This window comes from Paenibacillus oceani (assembly GCF_014705615.1).
GTDB classification, from domain to species: domain Bacteria; phylum Bacillota; class Bacilli; order Paenibacillales; family NBRC-103111; genus Paenibacillus_AB; species Paenibacillus_AB oceani.
The window spans coordinates 25,671-44,685 of the sequence record NZ_JACXJA010000051.1 but is presented as its reverse complement, the minus strand read 5'-3'; the positions used below and the strand labels follow the sequence as shown (position 1 = coordinate 44,685).

Here is a 19,015-nt window from a genome sequence, read left to right as displayed (position 1 = left end):
TTTATACATATGAAAGCATGAATGGCCGCATTCTTGGGAAGGGTTCTTTGCCTATCCTCCGGCGGAGCGGACCTTCATGACCAATACCCGGGCTGTTTGTTCGGTTACGGGAGCATGGGCTGATCTTCGCACCCCGGGGATCCATAGGATTTGCCCCGTCGCATCCAGCACGTGCGGGACGGTTCTTCTAACGTCAGGCGGTATTTTGGCGTCGATGAACATATCTTTTACTTTTTTCGTTCCCTTTAAACCGAGCGGCGCTATCCGGTCTCCCGCCTGTCTGCTTCGCACCGATAGCGGAAATGTCACCCGGTCCACATCGAAGTAGGCTTCGCCTGTGCCGATCCCCCCTCCAGCCTGAACCGCCAACGTTTCCGTTTGTTCGGCCAAGGCCAGCCTGCATTCCAGCACAAGGCCCGCTTCGGGAAGAAGCAGCGCTTGATCCGGCGCAGTTATTGCGTACACATACGGCTCAAACTCCGGCAGCGACGGGACGAAACGAACTGTATCGTACACGCGCAAGAGCTTTAACCGTTCATGCAAGTCGATCGTAAATGATTCCCCCCGTTTCCGGGAAATCGCGGAACGAACCGTCTCGATCCGGGCAAAATCGGATAAGTCGGCCTCCGAAAAAACATAATTTAATATTAGTTTAATCAACCGCCTTTGTAAAGCGAGAGGAAGCTCGATAAATCGTTGCGATTCTAGGCTGCACCCGATTCGCTGTCCGCTGCGTTCCACCGTTACGAGCTCGGTGAAGCGGGCTTGCGTCTCGGCTTCCATCCATTCGTCCTCCGCTCTCATCGTATCGGCCAGCCGATTCAGCGATTCGGGCAGCTTATCGTTGTAGCGCCGCAAAAAAGGCAAAACGTCCAGCCTGATCTGGTTGCGGAAGTATTTCCGCGACTCGTTGCTGCTGTCCCGGCATACCGGCAGCCCGTATTCGGCGCAATGGCATTCTAGCTCCGATTTGTATATACGTAACAAGGGGCGGATAAGTTCCAAATTTTTTTCCGATCTTCTCAGCGGAATTCCGGCCAGCCCCGACGAACCGGCTCCCCGCAGCAGACGCATAAGCACCGTCTCTGCCTGATCATCCGCATGATGGGCCAGAGCGATCTTGCCGGCCCGAACCTTAGCCGCCGTTTCAAATAAGAAGGAATACCGTTTCTCCCGAGCTGCAGCTTGAGCGTTCATCCCGGTTTCGGCTATGTAGGCCGGCATGTCGCATGACCCCACTTCACAAGCTATACCTAACCGCTTGGCAAAGCCGGCGACCATGTCCGCCTCCCTATCCGATTCTTCCCCGCGAAAGCCGTGGTTGAAATGAGCAGCGATCAGTTCGAACTCCCGTTCCTTCGCAAGCATAAAGAGAACGTGCAGCAGCGCCATCGAATCGGGTCCGCCGGAAACTGCCACCACGATCCGATCTCCCGCCTCCACGAGATTGTCGCTTCGAATCGCGTTATCTACTTGCTTCAGCAGTTCCATGGCCGTACACCTTTCGTTTGACGCGTCGCACGCTCGAGGAGCGCCGCACGTTTGGTTGTATTTACCTTTCATCCTTTAAAGAAAAACATATATAACACGGATACAAATAATCCGATCGATCCTAAGAACGCAGCCGGAATCCAGCCGGACGACTGCTTGCGCCGCCGCGGGTCCATAATCGGTCCAGGTTTGTTCATCGCCTGTTCCCATTCGGCGGCAGCCTCAGCCGAGCTGCGGTAACGTCCGGTTGCCGCCTTCTTCAGAATCCGCGCCACAGGCTTGCACTTCGGGCAAAGGTCAATCAGCTTCAACAAATCTTCCTTAGACCGGCTTTGCGGCAATTCTTTGGAAATCTCCTGAAGCCGATTGCCCATCCCGCCGATCTGCAGACAAAATACGGCGAAACCGAACAAATCGTAGCTGTCGCCCGCCACCCGATCGCCGGCATTCCAAAAGCCGCAGTCATACAATTCGGTAAACTGCCTGACCGACCGGCCGCGGGCCGTTACTCCTCCGTAATCGACAAGCTCCACTTCCCCATAACCGGAGACGAGCACATTGTCCGATTTGAGATCGCCGAATCCGTAGCCCAGATGGTGCAGCGCGTGGAGCTTCCTCAGAAGATTCAGGCCGATCAGGTAAAACCAGTCGGAGCCATTGCTTCTTATATAAGGTTCAGGAGGTACTCCCTTTACATAACGCATCACATAAAAAGGATATATCATCCCGTTCAGCATGACATCATCGGCATCGTACAGAAACGGATCGCCTGTCTTTTGATCGAGCTCGCGGAGAACGTTTACCTCCATTTGCAAATCCACGGCATCAAACCCGAACTTCAGAGCGAAGTGCCGGCCTCCCGCTCCTACAAGGAACACTTTGCCGTTGGCGCCCTCTCCGAGCAGCCTTTCGATCCGGTACGAACGTTTGTTCCACTTGCCGCAGACGATATCCCCTTGGGTCAGTACCGTCTTAGACGATGTAGTCACTCCATACCCCATCTCCGCCGCTCGCTCTGGCAGCGCGGCCCGCTTCCCTCCGGTCTTCGGGAACCGCAGTCCGATCCGCCGTTCCGTAATCCAGTATATACCGCGCCGCTTTCACAAGCGCGGGACCGGTAGGCGTTGTCCCCTTCATGTTTAAGTTATAGAACAAATCCCCTATTTTTGCAAGATCTGCGGTCCACTCCATCAAGACGTCGGCTTCCGAGCAGCCCGGGAAGTTCAGGACCGCCATCTCGCTTCGCCCCTTCCGGGCGCGCAGACTGGCCAGTAGATCCCGGCAGGCGTCCTGGGCCGCTTTCAGCTTCGGCCTCATACTGGCGCTCGTATCGATCAACAGAGCGACTCGCAGCGGACTGGTCTCGCTCAGATCGTCAATAACTCGTACAATCGGCCCCCTTCGTTCCGGCGGCAGCTTCTCCAGAGCGGCTTCCGGTCCCATAATATGGCGAATTTCCCGCTGCACGGCCTGGTGGATCGTCTGCACAACCGTTTTGCGCGTCATCATCTGCACCGTCTCGGCCAAAGCCCGAAGCGGCACGATTCGGCTCATGCCACCCCCGGCTTCCGCGATTTCGGCAATCTCTGCAGCCCCGCGCTCTCCGATGTCACCTTCATCGATCACTCCGACCACGTTCACAACAAGTCCGCGGCTCCGCGCTTGCGCAGCAGCGACGACCGGGCTCACTCCGCTATTTGAGCACCCGTCTGTTATTAACAGGATTTGTTTCATACTCCGGACTCTCCTTTATTAGGAAATCTAGATCGTTCTATCATCTAGTATTTCCGCAAAGGAAGAGTGCGATACCCGGTAACCGTTCAGCGGCAAAGCCGCAGCGGCCGGCACGTCTCGAGGTAAAGCGCCTCCCTTCCAATCAGGGAAGCGCCGGGATGACCTAGCTGCGCTGACATGTAAGAGAACCTCCGCTTCAGCTGACCGTCTTCGGCCGTTCCATCCGGGTCATGCCCGGCCAGCGGAAAGTGGCCCATTCCGGTTTGTATTTCTCGATTCGGGCGACGACTACAGTCATGTCATCTACGATCTCCCCCTCATGGTATCTTACGATTGTATCGAGCAAGCAGTCGGCGAAGCTTTGCGGTTCTTTGACGTCGATTTCCTGAATGATCCGTTTCATCCACAGTTCTTTATTAACGGCGGGACCCGGAGCATCGAAGATGCCATCCGTCATCATGATCAGCGTATCCCCCGGTTGCAGCTGCATCGCGACCAGTTCGACATCGATATCGTGCACGATCCCGATCGGCAAATTATTCGCCGAGATTTGAATGACCTCCGCCCCCCTTTTAATATAACTTGGCGTCGATCCGTTCTTCATAAATGTCGTTTTGGCGCTATATTGATCGATAAGCGCCACATCGACGGTGGCGTACATTTCATCTGACGAGCGCAGCATCAGCACGGAATTTACCGATTTGATCGCCAGCTTCTCGTCCATACCCGATTGCAGCAACTGCTGCAAAATCGACAGCGCCGCGCTGCTTTCCGCCCGGGCCCGCTCTCCGTTCCCCATGCCGTCGCTGATCGCGACCGCGAATTTGCCGTTGCCGAGCTCCACCATGCTGAAGCTGTCTCCCGACAGCAGGTCGCCTCCTTTGGCCGCTCCGGCCACCCCCGTTTCCACCTCGAATTCCTTCGCCGAACCGAACACCACCGTCGCGTATCCGTCCCCCCGGCTGGACACCTCTTCGCTTCGTACGGCGATATTCTCGCCCAAAATATCAGACAGCAGCGGCGCTATAATTTTGCGGCACTCATCAAATCCTTTCGTATATTGGTGAATGATCTCGATCTCGACATTCCCCTCCTCCAGGCAAATAACGTCAATGGCATGAATGGATAGTCCTAGGTCCTCCAGCGCCTCGCGGATTTGTTCTTCCTGCTGGAACAGCGTATGCCCCTCCCGCTTGATCTCCTTCGCCAGATCCTCCATCACCTGGGACACTCCGGTCAACTGCTCCGCCACCAATTGACGGCTCTCCTGAATTTGCTTCTTCCAATGCTGATCGTGCTGGTACAGCGCATATTGCTGCTTCATGACCTCCAGCACCTGATCCGTCTTTCCGCACGCCTGCTTCCACGAATTCGGAATTTCCCTCTTGCTCATATTCTCGCGCCTCTCGACCTCGCTCATCATCTCCGTCATATATTTATGAGTCTGATAAAACTTGCTTCCCCAGCACTGCTTGTTCTTCCAGCAGGTCGAGCATGTTCGCTCGGCGACCGAGTTCATAAAATGCCCGGTTTCCCGTTCCTTCACCTCGTTCTCGTCCATATGGGTAAGCTGCTTGAAGCTGCTCGACAGCTGGCGGAACACTTCCGAGAACTGCTCGACCCGGCCGGCCGTAATATCTCTCACCCGTCTGGCGTAATCGTGCTGGGACTTTACGTTCTCCTGCGTACCCGGGACGTACTTGGCGATCGTCTGCATGACGCTGCGGGGCGTCAGCAGGAAAAGCAGCACCGCCGCTACCGACTCCCAGGTGGAGCTCATCACCTCCGATTGACTGCCGATATACACTGATAAGATCGACGATCCGAGCAGCATCCCGAACGCTACAGCCATCCGGCCCGCTTCCTTCAATAACCCTGCGAGCATGCCCGAGAAAGCGAGAAGACTCATTTGGTAGATCGCATTGACATTGGCCAGGCTCAGGATGAGACCGGTTATGACGCCGACGGATGCTCCAAGGGGCGCTCCCCCGACGAAGGCAAAGATGAGAATCAAGTACCTCGACAGCACATGTTCCACTGATACGGATTGAATCGTCCATCCGACGGTTCCCGTCATGACCGACGCCAGCAGGATGATGAGACATATAATTTCTTCATTTTTCAAATGATAGTTTTTGCGGGTCATCGTAAATACCGGAATCGCCTGGATGAAGATGAGGGTCAAGACGAAGCTGAGCGCCGCTTCCACCGCAGTCAGCATCAGCGTGTACCAGGTCAGCTCCGAGGCGACGACGTAGCCGAATAGCTGGACGGCGAAGGCTGAGGTGAACACAATGACCGGGGCGTACGACAGATCCGATCGTTCGTATTTTTCCAGCCCTTTCTGAATGAGCAGGAATACGATCATCTCCGTCAGGATGTAGCCGGTCTTCATCTCAACCGCGAACAGGCTGCCTAGAAGGAGGGACAGGCCAACCCACCTCGTAATATCCCGGCGTATGAAGTACGCTACCGCGAAAAAAGCGATTGCAAAAGGAGCGAGCTGTTCGAGGATCATCGCCCTCCCCAGTAAAAAAGCCATCACGACTAGTACAAACGACCATTTCTTGGCGACAACCGACTGAACAAACCGGTTCTCCATCAGGGCGCTCCCGCTTCCCGACTTCGCTTTCTGCAAGATCCCGCTCCACGGTGCGGACTTTCCGTTCAGCATACTCCATTTGATCATAGGGCTGGCACACCACCTTCGTTCGTTTCTTGTGCTCCCTATTATAGAAAACAATCTAGCATAAAGTTTGTCACAATCAGTTGCTAGACAAAAAGAATTTTCCGACAAAAAGGGCCGGACCGCGCGGTCGCCGCGAACCGTTGGGGGATATGACCTGAGGCGTTTTCCGGTAAGCGGATTGATGGGCGGACTTGTCTATTCTTCGGACGGCGTCCTTCTCCAAGCCCTATCAAGCGGGGTAAAACAGTGTCGATTCAGTAGGTGTTCGCCGGTCGGGACGACAAAAGAGGCGAAATCCTTCCAAAACTTCCTTCGGCAGCCCGTTTCGGCAAATTAAGCAAGCAAAAAGCCCCGATCACGTGTAAAACGTGTCGGAGCTTCTCGTTCGATAGCGGCAGAGGGGATCGAACCCCCGACCTCACGGGTATGAACCGTACGCTCTAGCCAGCTGAGCTACGCCGCCATAACAATTCGAAAGTATATACCAGAACGGGATTGATGTCAACATGCGGACGGCGGCCTGTCCTTGAAACCAAAAAACGCCGATTGTCCCGCAGGAAAATCGGCGTATCAGAATCCGTCTTAACTGAGCCAGCCTGAACTATACCCGGCGCGCGCCTCTTCCGCCCCGCTTGCCCTCGGTGTTCTTCTTTAAGGACGAGATGCGCTCTTCGCTGTCTTTGAGGAAACGCGACATTTTGTCCTCGAACGTCATTCGATTTGCAGTCGGTTTAAAGGGGCGTCCACCACGGTCATTTCGGCCTCCCCGATCATCGCGGTCCCGATTGAAGCTGCGCTCGGGACGCTCCGGACGCTGCTGTTGTTCTCCCGGCGGCTTGTCTACCGCTTGGCGAATGGATAAGCCGATCTTGCCGTCCTTGTCCACATTGATGACTTTCACCAAGACTTTGTCTTCAAGCTTGAGATGATCGTTGACGTCCTTTACATAGTTGTCGGCAATCTCGGAAATGTGAACAAGGCCAGTTACGCCTGCAGACAGTTCCACGAATGCCCCGAAATGAGTAATGCCTGTCACCTTGCCTTCCAACTTGGTGCCCACTTCAATTGCCATAGAATGAAACGTTCCTCCCTAAAATATGTTGGAAATAATCTCTCATACCTATCCATACGCATTTCTCGCAACTTTTGCGACGGTTCCGGCGCAAAATGTGCACCAACAGGCAAAGGATCGGATATGGAGATTATACAAGATCGGTGACATAAAGGTCAATAAGGACGTGGGCTTACGGTGATTTGGGAGTGTAAAATAACGTTTCCCCCGGTTTGGAATAGTGATATTCTTTCCTAATTTTTTGTAAAATATATTCGGGATCGTTCAGACGCTCGATCTCGGTCTGGTATTGTTCGTGCATTTGGACGGTTTCGAGACGTTTCTGCTCCAGCTGTTCGACTTGAGCCGCTTTGACACCGAGACGCCCTTGCTGATTCCACAGGATTAGAGCCGCCCATGTCATAAAGCCGATCATCGCAAATGCGAGCAGTCGAACTCGGCGCCTGGCGCCTCTATTCGATTGTTCCGGTTTCCCGGCTTTGGTTGCTTCGCGCATTGCTATGCGGTTCCTCCAAACATGATGGATTACCCTTTCCTGCCGAATATCTTCCTGACTGCTTGTACCCATCGTCCGCATAGACTGGCGAATCGTTTCCACCAGTTGGGCGCTTTGAACCGTTTCTTGAGCGGTTTGTAGATGGCGCGTCCCAGAAGAAGGAATGGATACAGCAATTGTAGCACAATTTTTCCGAGGAAAATAGAGAGCGCCCACAAAAATCCAAAAACGATGATAACAAGCCGGTACAGAAGCACAATCGGCTTGATCAGCAACAGCTCCGTCAAACGCCGCACAAAGCGGACCAGCGCCTGGATGATGCGGATCACAAGCAGTACGAACTTGATCGTCCAGCGGCTTGCGATCCGGAAGTACAACCATACCCCGAGCAGCAGGCCAAGGAACACGTACAGCCGGACTTGTCCATGGTTGCTGTAGAGAAGCGTACGGAACACGAAGAGGGTGGCGGCGAACCAATAGACGATGTCGAGCAACGGTACGAGCCAGCGGGGAGGCCGCAGCCGGCCGGACAGGACGCGGTATACGTCGAACATAGCCCCCATGAACGCGCCACTGCCCGCCATCGCCGATAAGGTGATAAATTGGACGTATAGGCTCACTTGAACAACTTCCCTAGAAATCCTTTGGATTTCTCATGCGCATTTCCGTCCAGGTAGGTGAGTCCGTGCACCGTGCCTTCTATCGCGACCAGCCCTTGCTCAAGGTTCAAGTTTTTAATATGCAGGTTTTGCCCCTTGATGGCCAGGAATCCGCATTCGGTTTCGAGCAGAAACTCCTCGCTGTCGAAGCTTTCGACATTGAGCACACCCGAAATCTCGAGCAGCTTACGGTTCAGCATCTTCACTTCCTGACGCTTTTGTTTCATCGGATCGATCATGGCATGTACCCCTCCTCTACAGCTAGATTATGGGAAGGGGACACGTTTTAGAACGGTTGTCTGTTTCTCGGACCAAACTTTAACCGAGCTTCTTGCGTATAAGAGGTAAAGGCAGTAAGAGGAGGTTGGGAGGGAATTGACCATACGGACGAAACTAATTATGTTAGCAGCGGCCGCGGTAGCCATCATCGGTGCGGTCTGGGCGTTCAACTACCGGGACGCTTTGAGTAAGCGGCTCGAAGAGCCTGTCTTTCTCGAACACTATATCGATCTTCAAGATGAGAATTACGGCTACTTCCATCTGTATGCGATCGAGAATGTGAAGGACCCGGTCCGTCCAGTCAGAGCCAGCTTCCCGGAAATACCCGATATGCGCATTACGATCGGGGAACCGGAACCGCGGGAGCGTTATTATCAAATCCGCAAGTATACTGTAAATATAACGGAACCGAGCCGCCGTTTAGCAGATGGACAGCAACGCCTGGATGTCCGGAATATGGAGGTTGTCTACAGCAACGGGGAAATCGGACGTCCGGACATCGGCCGAATCACGCTATTTCCTAGAACGGCCGGAAGTGCAGCGGAAGGCGGCAAGCCTTCCCTCCAGTTCAGCTCCAGCGGCAGTATCGTCATCGACGGATTTCCCGGCGGTCATGTTACATTGCAAGCGGCAGAGCCCCTTGCCCTAATCGGCTGGCTGCTTCCCGAAGCTCCTCATCTGGAGTCGAATCTGGAGCTGTATTTCTTCAAAGGCGAACGCAACCAGCCCCGCAAAGATCCGCTCACGCTGGTGAAGCTGCCCTACACGCTCGAAGCCGGAGAGTTTTTTACGACCGCTTATACGTTCAAGTTCCCCGACAGTCCGGCCTCGCCGGGGGCTATGTCGGTTTACCAGTTGAATGGCGAGCTGCGCTTCATGCGCGGAGACAACTCCGTATTTGCGTCCAGATACATCGTGCAATATACCCCTGAGATGGACCGGGAGATGATTCTTGAATGGGTTCGTCCGTCGTTGGAGAACAAATCCCAGGAGACTCCCGGGAACTCCTGACAGAGCTGAAACAGGGACCCGGCCGAGTTCAACCAACTGGTGACGCCAGCCCCTTTATGCGGATTCGTAGTCCCAAGCCGCTCCTGCCCGTGTCGAGGCGGCTTTTTCGGACAACGGTGTTGATTCTAACCATTCCAGATATTAAAAAAACCGGCCCCATTGGCCGGTCTTCGCTATCGAATCAATCCTGATTCGATTCTTCCTTGATCACCGTATACATCTCGCTGGCTTCTTCTTTCCGGGAAGTTTCGGAGATCCGCTCCACCCGAACGGTTACGCTCTTCTGTCCGAATCGGATCATCAGCTCGTCGCCGATCTTAACGGTGCTGCTCGCCTTTGCTTCCTTCCCGTTAATCCAGATGCGGCCTTGATCGGATACGTCCTTGGCGACCGTGCGGCGCTTAATCAATCTGGATACTTTCAGAAACTTGTCGAGACGCATTATTTTACAGCTTCTTTAAGCTTGTTGCCCGCTTTGAATGCAGGAACTTTGGAAGCAGGGATTTTGATTTCTTGGCCCGTTTGCGGGTTGCGGCCTGTACGACCGGAGCGCGTACGAGTCTCGAACGTGCCGAAACCGATCAATTGTACTTTACCGCCAGCGGACAATGCATCCGTTACTTCACCCAAGAAACCGTTCAATACGGATTCGACATCCTTTTTGGACAATCCGCTTTTAGCAGCGATGTTGTTTACGAGATCTGTCTTGTTCATCGATTGATTCCTCCTAAAATAGTTGGCTGAAAGCTTACGCCATATTAGCTATAGTTACCTGGCTCAAAAAGCCTGTACGGTAGTAGTATTCTTTGTCGGTCAGGAAATTCCTTCTACACTCCCGCATTTTTCGAAAGTTTTTTTGCTTCCTGCCAAAATTTTTCCATCTCATCCAGCCCTGTCTGCTCAAAGGATTTGCCCGATTCACGCAGTTTTTGCTCGATATATTCGAACCTCCGGACGAATTTCCGGTTCGTCGCCGCAATCGCTTCTTCGGGGTCAATCCGCAAAAATCGAGCTAAATTGACAACGGCAAACAACAGATCGCCAAGCTCGCCGGTCCGCTCCTCCTCCGGCGCCTCCTTCAACTCGCGCAGCTCCTCTTCGATTTTCGCGTACACTTCATCCGTTCTCTCCCAGTCGAAACCGACCTGAGCCGCCTTCTTCTGAAGCTTGTACGCCTTCATCAAGCCCGGCAAATCGCGCGGAACGCCCGACAAAACGGACAGCTGGGCGACATCGATTCCCGCCTTCCGCTTCTCCTCCGCTTTCATCGCATTCCAGTTTTGCAGCGCCTCCTCGGAGTCGCTAGCTCCCTGATCGCCGAACACGTGCGGATGACGGCGGATCAGCTTCTCGTTCAAACCTTCGATGACGTCGAATACGTTAAACGTACCGGTTTCCACCTCCATTTGGCTATGCAGCATAATTTGCAGCAGCAAATCGCCGAGCTCCTCGCACATCGCCTCCGGGTCGTCGTCGTCGATCGTCTCCAGCACCTCGTACGTTTCCTCGATCAGATTTTTGCGGATACTCGCATGGGTTTGCTCCCGATCCCACGGACATCCTTCCGGACTTCGCAAAATGTCGACGATTTCACGCAGTCTCTCGAACGAACGCATCCGGACCGAATCGTCCTTGGCCCGGGGAATCCAGACAAGCGACAAATTGCCGTACCCTTCCAGACGGTCCAGCTCATACAGCGGTACGGTGACGATCCGTTCGCGCCCCGTCACTCCGAGCTCGTGGCCTACGACTACCTCATAATCGTCAGGCAGCGCGTCCATGAGAAACAGTTTGGCATCGGAAGCCGTATGCGTGTCATAGACTTGGGCGATTAATGTATGCATCCGGGGATCGAGAACAGCGGAACCTTCGGTTGAAAGCGCGGTCGCATCGATCAGCGCAAAACCTTCGATCGGGTCGAAACCGAACCGGGTGAACGCCTGATCCAGGAAGCTTTCCCCGCCGGTCACCGTCAAATCGATCCCTTCGTCCGGACAACGCCCGCGGAGCAGCATGGTTGTCGATTCGGCCACCATCGGATGCCCGGGTACGGCGTACACGACAGGGCCGCCACCGGCCTTGGCAGCCTCAATCAGTTGTCCGACGATCGTATCGTATACGTCTGCAAACGAACCGCGGGATTCGTAGATCCCGTCGAACGATTGTACCGCAACGCCGTTTTGTTTCAAATAATCGATAACCGGATGATGCTCTGTACGCACATACACAGATCCGGCAGATTGAAGCGTTTTCCAGACGCCTAACGTCAGTTGATTTTCGTCTCCGGAACCGAGTCCGACGACAGTGATGCTTGCTCGCATACGGGTCCTCCTTTAGTTTCGGTGTCGCAGCAGCCGCGCTTTGCGCAGCAAGGATACCAGCTTGTTTCCAAGCTTCGGAACGGCGCCCAGCTCCTCCGCGCTGATCGCCCCTGTCTTGAACAGCGTCAAGGCGAACGCCAGAGCCCCTGCAGCGACGGCCAGAAGGGCAATGACCGTCATCCGCCATCTGTACGACAGTTCCGGCGCGGCTTGCGTCAGCAGCGGTTCTGCCGCCCCTACGACGGCTAATGCGGCCAGACTCAGAACCAGTGTACATACGGCAGGTTTCCATGTATAGTCGCGCCATGGCATCCGGATAAATCCGAGTCTCCGCAACCGGTACACGTTCAAGGCCGCCGCAACCGCATAAGCGGCCACAGCGGAGACGGCCGCTCCGGCAATTCCCCATATCGGCATCAGCCATACGTTCAGCACAACCTTCACCAGAGCGGCCGCAAGCAGATGCAGGACGGTCGCGCGTTCTGCGCCGAGTCCTTGGAGCATAGCCCCCGAGACAATCTGTATTACACTGAATACGACTGTAAAGGCCAAAATCATCATCACGCCGTAGCCCTCGGCTTCTTTATAAAACATCACATTCAGCGGCATGGCCGTCACGGCGAGTCCTGCCGATGCAGCCAGACCGATCAGCCAGGTCAGGCGAAGAGAAGCTTCCGCGCTCCCCCTTACTGCGGCTAACGTTCCGGACGCCTTCGCTTCGGAGATGGCGGGAACTAACGCTACAGACATCGAGGAGACGACCATCGACACCAGTTGAACGAGCGGCAAACCGTGATTGTACAGCCCGAACTGAGCCATCGCTCCCACTTCGTCATAACCGCTTCTGGCGAGCAGACGAGGTATCGTAAACGTATCCACCAGCGTCAATACCGGGAGCACAATAGCGCCCAGGCAGATCGGCAGCGCATAAGCGATAAAGCGGCCGTATCCGACACGCGGTCCGTTTGTCGTATCGGGTCGCACAACCGGCCTCAAGCCGCGCTCCCTCAGCCGATGAGACCGCCAGTAGAGAAGGACGACGCCAAGCCCCGCCAGCGCCCCTGCTGCGGAGCCGAACGTCGCTCCTGCCGCGATCAGGCTATCCGAAGCATCTGCACGGACGAGCATGATCAGAAGCGTGACCATAACGGCGACGCGTACTAATTGCTCCGCGACTTGGGATACGCCGGTGGGCGCCATCTGTCCGATTCCTTGAAAATAACCGCGAATCGTCGCCAGCGCCGGAACGAAAAACAAAGCAAACGAAACGCTTCGCAAAGCCTCTTCCGTTTGCCGGTTGCCGATCCACGAGGCGATCGTCCCCGCTCCGAAATAAAGCAGGACGAAACAGACGAGCCCGGTCCCTACCGCCAGCTTTAGCGCCATCTTCAGAATACCGCGGGCTCCGTCCGGCCTCCCAAGCGCCCGCTCCTCCGCTACGAAGCGAGAGACGGCGACCGGGAAGCCGGCCGTCGCCAAAACCAATATCGTGATATAGAGCGGATAAACCGCATTATAAATCCCGAATACGTTGTCGCCGGCTACGTTCTGCAGCGGAATTTTCTGCATCGTACCGAGCAACTTGGACACGATTGCGGCCGCACCAAGCACGACTGCGCCCTTGACTAGCGCCCTTGCGGGAACCTCCGTCGGGCCCGGGCCTTGTGACATGCGCTTCCCTCTCCATTCGCAACCGACGCTTTAAACTATGTACATTGAAGAACGAAGTCGAATGTAAGCTTTGTTTGTTTTGACTTCGTTCTTAAGTATAACCGATCAATCCCAAACAAAAAAGCTTCGCCGGCGGACGTATTGCCTCCTCCGTGAAGCTCTGTCATGATAAGCCGCCGATTTACTGCTCCATCTGCTTGGCGAGGAAAGCAGCAGCCGTTTCCGCCATTTTCAGTTCCATCTGTCCCATCTTGACCGTTTCATCCTTGTTGACCAGCATAACCGCACCGATCGGATCTCCGCCTGCGACGATCGGAGCGATGACGAACGAGCTGTACAACTCGCTCAAATCTTTGCATAGCTCAAACTGTCCCGCATTCGTCTCCACGGTCGCCTTGCGGTTCTCCATGCACGTTTCGACGTAAGGCCCGATTGGCTTGTCGAGATACTCTTTTTTAGAGCCTCCGGCTACGGCGATAACCGTGTCCCGGTCGGAAATCATAGTAATATGATTCGTGCTTTCATACAACGATTCGGCATATTCCTTGGCAAAATCCCCAAGTTCTCCGATCGGCGAGTATTTCTTAAGTATCACTTCGCCGTCGCGGTCCACGAATATTTCTAACGGATCGCCTTCGCGAATCCGCAGCGTGCGGCGAATTTCCTTCGGTATTACGACTCGGCCCAAATCATCGATCCGACGAACAATTCCAGTTGCTTTCATGATTCTGGTTGCCTCACTTTCCAATGAAGTTTTGGTACGAACTGGATGGTGACGCTCTATTCGCTCTTCCTGTGACAGGAAGTCGACAGACGATTGTACTGCTTGTTTCAATGTCTGCCCATAGTATGTTACTGCTCCCAAATTCTTATGCAGAGTGGAAAAAAGGCGCCCTGGACCAGGACACCTTCTGTGGAGAAGTTTGAATACCTTATTTGGTTGTCTGTCCGCCGGCGGCCGGAGCCGGTTCGGCTTTCGGCAGCTTGTCCGTTTCGACTTTCTCAATAATGCCCGGTAAGTCTTTGTCGATAAAGTCCATCACTTGCGTTTCGGCCAGCTCGCCCTTGAGCTGCTCCTTCACTTCGTCGAACGTTTTATCTTTACGCGCTTCCACCTTCATGACATGGTAGCCGTATTCGGTCTCGACCGGATCGCTGATTTTGCCGATCGGCAGCTCAATCGCCGCTTTCCTGAAATTCTCGACCCATTGATTGACGTCCACGTTCTCGTATTTGCCTCCGGTATCTTTGTTGCCGTCATCGGAGTAATCTTTGGCAACCGCGGCGAAGTCGGCTCCGGCATCAAGCTTCTGCTTCGCTTCCTGAGCCCGCTGCAGCGCCTCTTCCTTCGTACGGATATCTTTCTCCTGGTTCTGATCCTTCAGAGCAACAAGAACGTGGCTGACCGTAGCTACCGTGTAGGCGTTCGCTTTGGCGTTCTCGTCGTATTTGGCTTTCACTTGATCGTCGGTCACTTTTTTCTCGGCGTCCCCGAGCACGATCAAGCTTTGCTTGATATAGTTTTTCAAATCGTCCTGCGTAATGTTAACTTCCTTCAACTGGTTGTCGAGCGCGTTTTTGTCCCCGCCCTGCTGTTCGAAGTAGGATTTGATCTGGTCGATCTGCTCTTTCGATTTGGTCTCCGCTTCCTTCTTGGACGGCTCGTCCGCTTGCTGGCCGAGCACCCGGAAGGCGATCAGCTGCTTCATCATATGATCCTGGAACGTCGGATCAGTTTCAAATTGAGCATACATCGGGTTAAAAAACTTAACCGAGCCGACGAAGGAATCGTACTCGCCGCGCGTGACTTTTCCGCCGTCCTTATACGTGGCGACGACCTCCGTGCTTCCGGCATTCGCTCCGGCAGCCGAATTTTTATCTTTGCCGCATCCGGTCAAAGCCAGAGCCGCTACGAGAAGCGATGCTAGGGCAACGGATATCCGGCGCGCAGACTTGCTGCGGTTAATTGGCAACATGACGCAACTCTCCTTTCGATTTTAAAGCCTCCCTGTATTGTACCAGAAAACGTTCCAGCATTTCGATGGATGCTTCTGGCTCCAGGCCCTTGCACTTCATCTGGATGACGATTTGAGGCCCCGGAACGAGCTTAACCCGGCCTTCGAATAACGAAGAAATGGCATGCAGCCGCTGACCGTCCAAATTGCCGTTTTCACTGGTATGAATCTTGACTTGAAGATCGTCTCCTTTTTGCGATATCGATTCGATCGCATATTCGGCTCCGTACACTTTCAACCTGGCGACGGCGAGCAAATTCAACACCGCTTGAGGCAACGTACCGAAACGGTCCTCAATTTCCTCATACATGTCTTTCGCTTCCTCAAGCGTCTTAATATTTGCCACTTTCTTGTAAATCTCAATCTTCTGCATACTATCATAAATATAATCCGACGGTAAATAGGCATCGAGCGTCAGATCGATTTGGGTGCCAGCCGCCACCGGTTCTTTCGGCTGCTCGCCGTGCAGTTCGGCCTTGCGCTTGGCTATCTCCTCCCCTAGCATCTGGGAATAGAGATCAAAGCCGACCGATGCGATAAACCCGTGCTGCTCCGCCCCCAGCAAGTTGCCAGCACCGCGGATCGCCAAGTCTCTCATGGCGATTTTGAAGCCGGAACCGAGCTCGGTAAATTCCTTGATCGCCTGCAGACGTTTCTCCGCGACTTCCGTCAGCACTTTATCCCGCTGATACGTGAAATATGCGTACGCAATCCGGTTCGAGCGCCCGACCCGTCCGCGCAGCTGATACAGCTGGGACAAGCCCATCTTATCGGCATCGTGAACGATCAGCGTATTGACGTTCGGGATGTCTACGCCGGTCTCGATAATGCTCGTACTGACGAGTACGTCGTACTCCCCGTCCAGGAAGTCGAGGATCGTCCGCTCCAGCTCCTGCTCGGACATTTGCCCGTGAGCGACGCCCACCTTCGCATCAGGCACCAGAAACGAGATTTGCTCCGCCATCTGGTTAATCCCCTGTACCCGGTTGTATAAATAATACACTTGTCCGTTACGCGCCAGCTCCCGCTCGATCCCTTCCCGGACAAGCGCGTTGCTGTGCTCGACCACATACGTTTGGACCGGGAACCGGTTCTCCGGCGGCGTCTCGATGACGGACAAATCGCGTACGCCCAGCATCGACATATGCAACGTGCGCGGAATCGGCGTTGCGGTCAGCGTCAGTACGTCCACATTGGTCTTCAGCCGCTTCAGCTTCTCCTTATGCGTTACGCCGAAACGCTGCTCCTCGTCGACGATGAGCAGTCCCAGATCTTTAAACACAAGGTCGGTCGACAAAAGCCGGTGCGTGCCGATGACAATGTCGACCGTCCCCTGCTTGACGCTTTTGATCGTCTCTTTCTGCTCCTTCTGGGAGCGGAACCGGCTGAGCACCCGGATATTGATCGGGTAATCGGCGAACCGTTCGCGGAACGTTTCATAATGCTGCTGCGCCAAAATCGTCGTAGGGACGAGTACCGCGACCTGCTTGTTGTCGATCGCCGCCTTAAACGCCGCACGCACAGCCACCTCGGTTTTGCCGTAACCGACGTCTCCGCACAGCAGCCGGTCCATCGGATGAGCCTTCTCCATGTCTTTCTTGATTTCCTCGATCGCCCGAAGCTGGTCCGGCGTCTCGTCGTACGGGAACATGCCCTCGAACTCCTGCTGATAGGTGGAGTCCTTGTTGAACGCATAACCGGACGTCATCTGGCGCTCCGCATACAGCTTGATCAGATCGTCGGCGATATCCTGTACGGTGCTGCGCACCTTGCTCTTCACACGCGCCCAGTCGGCGCCGCCCAGCTTGTAGACCTTGGGCTCCTTCTCCTCGGAGCCGACATATTTCTGGATCAGGTCGATCTGGTCGATCGGCACCGACAGCTTGTCGCCGCCGGCATACAAGATGTGCATGTAGTCTTTATGAATGCCGCCTACCTCGAGCGTCCCGATTCCGACATATTTGCCGATCCCGTGATTGACGTGAACGACATAGTCGCCCACCTTCAGCTCGGTGTAGCTCTTAATCCGCTCCGCGTTGTCCATCTTTTTATCGATTTTGCGTACTTTGCGGTTTTTCTGCGTAAACATCTCGCCTTCGGTAATAACCACCAAATGAATCGACGGCAGCTCGAAGCCGGCCTGAAGATTGCCGTTCAGGATCGCCGGCTCCTCGATCTCATAATCGCCAAGCACGCGGCGGACCCGCTCTACCCGCTCCTCGCCGTTGGCCAGCACCATTACGCGTGCGCCGGTCTTTTTCCAGCGCTCCATCTCCGACTTGAGCACGTTCATCTGCCCGTGGAAATTTTGCATCGCCCGGCACATAAAGTTGACGATATTTTGCGGCTGCGTTTGCGGCACCTGACGCAAAAACAAAGAGACGTACAGCGTCGGAAACGCAGTCCGTTGTAAGATCGTCTCGTATGGCTTGGATAATACGAAGCCCGGAAGCGATTTACCTTCCGCCAGCAGGCTTGTCATCCATTCGCCTTCGTCCCGCTCCAGTTGCCTGGACGTCTCGATGAGACGGCCCGGTTCGTCGATGACGAGAATCGTATCTTTCGGAATATAGTCCATAAGCGTATGACGCTCCGGATACAACAAGCCGGCATACTTATAGAGACCCGCGAAAAACTGATGTTCGCGCATCTGTTCGATATCGTGGCCGATCTCTTCCTTCAGCCGTTCCTTCACCTGCCGGTCGGTCATCTTGGCCAGTTGCTCCTGCAGCAAGTCGTACGCATGCTGGGCAGCATTTTGAAAGCGTTTTCTATCTGCGATGAGTTCTTTGCAAGGCGTTACGAGTATGGAGGACATCTGCTCGATCGAACGCTGGTCGGCCGCATCGAAGCTGCGAATCGAATCGACTTCGACGTCGAACAGCTCGACCCGGTATGGAGTCGCCGACGTTAGCGGATAAAAGTCCAGGATGCCTCCGCGAACGCTCATCTCGCCTTTGGATTCTACGCGCTCCACCCGCTCGTAGCCAAGCTCCACCATCCGCTGAAGCAGCGATTCCAGTTCGACCGTATCGCCTACCCGGATCGTAAACTGCGCTTCGCGGAATATAACGCTCGGCGGCAGCAGCTTGCGTACGCCGGCAAACGGCACCACGACGATCCCGCGGAATCCGCCGGCGAGCCGGGTCAGCGCATCGATCCGCTGAGCGAGCGTCTCGGGGCTGGCGACTGCCGCCTCCGTCACCATAAGCTCGTTGGCCGGATACAACATGACTCGATCTTCCGGCAAACATTCCAACAGATCTTCCGTTATTTTTTGCGCCGAAAACATATTATGTGTCACAAGAAAGACGGGTCGATCCAGCTTCTCCAGCAGCGCAGCCATAAACACCTGCCGCGACGATCCGGCCAGGCCGGATACGAGCTGCTCCCTCATGCCGGTTTCGATCCCCGTGACGATCGTCTGGAAATCGCGATCCTCGGAAAATGCACGGATCAATGATTGCAAGGGTAAACACTCCTTTTTACGTACAAACCAAAAAGAAAGCCTTGGCGAAGGTGCCGAGGCCTTGTTTCGCATCCGCTCGAGCTGGATTGGTATTCGCATATCCGGCTG

At 54.6% G+C, this 19,015-nt stretch carries 16 protein-coding genes and 1 tRNA gene; 1 reads left to right on the top strand and 16 read right to left on the bottom strand.

The window, feature by feature from the left end; translation table 11 throughout:
• Positions 1-51 precede the first annotated feature (51 nt).
• From tilS to yabP, 9 genes are all read right to left on the bottom strand, one after another.
• Entirely contained in the window at positions 52-1,491 is a 1,440-nt protein-coding gene (gene tilS / locus IDH45_RS29105; protein WP_190931671.1) for a tRNA lysidine(34) synthetase TilS, read from the bottom strand.
• Between the two features lie 68 nt (positions 1,492-1,559).
• Complete coding sequence (locus IDH45_RS29100; protein ID WP_317891310.1) at positions 1,560-2,480, bottom strand: serine/threonine-protein kinase; 921 nt, start codon at positions 2,478-2,480, stop codon at positions 1,560-1,562.
• The gene (locus IDH45_RS29095; RefSeq protein ID WP_190931669.1) at positions 2,464-3,225 is read right to left on the bottom strand and encodes a VWA domain-containing protein; all 762 of its coding nucleotides are present in this window, start codon (positions 3,223-3,225) and stop codon (positions 2,464-2,466) included. Before IDH45_RS29095 ends, IDH45_RS29100 begins: the two co-directional genes overlap by 17 nt.
• Positions 3,226-3,421: 196 nt before the next feature.
• The gene (spoIIE, locus tag IDH45_RS29090) at positions 3,422-5,914 is read right to left on the bottom strand and encodes a stage II sporulation protein E (RefSeq protein ID WP_190931668.1); all 2,493 of its coding nucleotides are present in this window, start codon (positions 5,912-5,914) and stop codon (positions 3,422-3,424) included.
• A gap of 389 nt (positions 5,915-6,303) precedes the next feature.
• A tRNA-Met gene (locus IDH45_RS29085) sits at positions 6,304-6,377 on the bottom strand.
• Positions 6,378-6,515: 138 nt separating this feature from the next.
• Entirely contained in the window at positions 6,516-6,986 is a 471-nt protein-coding gene (locus tag IDH45_RS29080) for a S1 domain-containing RNA-binding protein (protein WP_190931667.1), read from the bottom strand.
• 172 nt (positions 6,987-7,158) lie between these two features.
• On the bottom strand, positions 7,159-7,482 hold the full coding sequence (locus IDH45_RS29075; RefSeq protein WP_190931666.1) for an FtsB family cell division protein: 324 nt from the start codon (positions 7,480-7,482) through the stop codon (positions 7,159-7,161).
• Between the two features lie 29 nt (positions 7,483-7,511).
• On the bottom strand, positions 7,512-8,102 hold the full coding sequence (yabQ, locus tag IDH45_RS29070; protein ID WP_190931665.1) for a spore cortex biosynthesis protein YabQ: 591 nt from the start codon (positions 8,100-8,102) through the stop codon (positions 7,512-7,514).
• A complete protein-coding gene (gene yabP / locus IDH45_RS29065; RefSeq protein WP_190931664.1) occupies positions 8,099-8,380 on the bottom strand; it encodes a sporulation protein YabP in 282 nt (93 codons plus the stop codon). The genes yabQ and yabP overlap by 4 nt, the downstream gene beginning before the upstream one ends.
• Before the next feature lie 136 nt (positions 8,381-8,516).
• Here yabP and IDH45_RS29060 point away from each other — a divergent pair, with 136 nt between their 5' ends.
• Positions 8,517-9,431, top strand: coding sequence for a hypothetical protein (locus tag IDH45_RS29060; RefSeq protein ID WP_190931663.1), 915 nt, complete (start codon positions 8,517-8,519; stop codon positions 9,429-9,431).
• Between the two features lie 181 nt (positions 9,432-9,612).
• On the opposite strand, the gene IDH45_RS29055 is transcribed toward IDH45_RS29060, so the two are convergent.
• The 7 genes from IDH45_RS29055 to mfd form a co-directional block, all read right to left on the bottom strand.
• Positions 9,613-9,873: an RNA-binding S4 domain-containing protein gene (locus IDH45_RS29055; RefSeq protein WP_190931662.1), complete on the bottom strand. Its 261-nt coding sequence runs from the start codon at positions 9,871-9,873 to the stop codon at positions 9,613-9,615.
• Positions 9,873-10,145, bottom strand: coding sequence for an HU family DNA-binding protein (locus tag IDH45_RS29050; protein WP_110843797.1), 273 nt, complete (start codon positions 10,143-10,145; stop codon positions 9,873-9,875). Before IDH45_RS29050 ends, IDH45_RS29055 begins: the two co-directional genes overlap by 1 nt.
• Before the next feature lie 113 nt (positions 10,146-10,258).
• Positions 10,259-11,752 (bottom strand): bifunctional methyltransferase/pyrophosphohydrolase YabN, encoded by a 1,494-nt coding sequence (locus IDH45_RS29045; protein ID WP_190931661.1) that lies wholly within the window; start codon positions 11,750-11,752, stop codon positions 10,259-10,261.
• A 12-nt stretch (positions 11,753-11,764) separates the two neighbouring features.
• Entirely contained in the window at positions 11,765-13,423 is a 1,659-nt protein-coding gene (locus IDH45_RS29040; RefSeq protein WP_190931660.1) for a putative polysaccharide biosynthesis protein, read from the bottom strand.
• Positions 13,424-13,604: 181 nt separating this feature from the next.
• Positions 13,605-14,147 carry a stage V sporulation protein T gene (gene spoVT / locus IDH45_RS29035; protein ID WP_190931659.1) on the bottom strand — a complete coding sequence of 181 codons (543 nt, stop codon included), beginning with the start codon at positions 14,145-14,147 and terminating at the stop codon, positions 13,605-13,607.
• 208 nt (positions 14,148-14,355) lie between these two features.
• Positions 14,356-15,399 (bottom strand): peptidylprolyl isomerase, encoded by a 1,044-nt coding sequence (locus IDH45_RS29030; protein WP_190931658.1) that lies wholly within the window; start codon positions 15,397-15,399, stop codon positions 14,356-14,358.
• A complete protein-coding gene (gene mfd, locus IDH45_RS29025; RefSeq protein WP_190931657.1) occupies positions 15,386-18,907 on the bottom strand; it encodes a transcription-repair coupling factor in 3,522 nt (1,173 codons plus the stop codon). Before mfd ends, IDH45_RS29030 begins: the two co-directional genes overlap by 14 nt.
• Between the last annotated feature and the right edge of the window lie 108 nt (positions 18,908-19,015).

Excerpts from the sequence above, each read along its gene's own strand:
- tilS (WP_190931671.1), bottom strand. The coding sequence starts at position 1,491 with ATGGAACTGCTGAAGCAAGTAGATAACGCGATTCGAAGCGACAATCTC.
- IDH45_RS29055 (WP_190931662.1), bottom strand. The coding sequence starts at position 9,873 with ATGCGTCTCGACAAGTTTCTGAAAGTATCCAGATTGATTAAGCGCCGC.
- IDH45_RS29075 (WP_190931666.1), bottom strand. The coding sequence starts at position 7,482 with ATGCGCGAAGCAACCAAAGCCGGGAAACCGGAACAATCGAATAGAGGC.
- yabP (WP_190931664.1), bottom strand. The coding sequence starts at position 8,380 with ATGATCGATCCGATGAAACAAAAGCGTCAGGAAGTGAAGATGCTGAAC.
- IDH45_RS29080 (WP_190931667.1), bottom strand. The coding sequence starts at position 6,986 with ATGGCAATTGAAGTGGGCACCAAGTTGGAAGGCAAGGTGACAGGCATT.
- spoIIE (WP_190931668.1), bottom strand. The coding sequence starts at position 5,914 with ATGATCAAATGGAGTATGCTGAACGGAAAGTCCGCACCGTGGAGCGGG.
- IDH45_RS29040 (WP_190931660.1), bottom strand. The coding sequence starts at position 13,423 with ATGTCACAAGGCCCGGGCCCGACGGAGGTTCCCGCAAGGGCGCTAGTC.
- IDH45_RS29030 (WP_190931658.1), bottom strand. The coding sequence starts at position 15,399 with ATGTTGCCAATTAACCGCAGCAAGTCTGCGCGCCGGATATCCGTTGCC.
- spoVT (WP_190931659.1), bottom strand. The coding sequence starts at position 14,147 with ATGAAAGCAACTGGAATTGTTCGTCGGATCGATGATTTGGGCCGAGTC.
- IDH45_RS29045 (WP_190931661.1), bottom strand. The coding sequence starts at position 11,752 with ATGCGAGCAAGCATCACTGTCGTCGGACTCGGTTCCGGAGACGAAAAT.
- IDH45_RS29095 (WP_190931669.1), bottom strand. The coding sequence starts at position 3,225 with ATGAAACAAATCCTGTTAATAACAGACGGGTGCTCAAATAGCGGAGTG.
- IDH45_RS29050 (WP_110843797.1), bottom strand. The coding sequence starts at position 10,145 with ATGAACAAGACAGATCTCGTAAACAACATCGCTGCTAAAAGCGGATTG.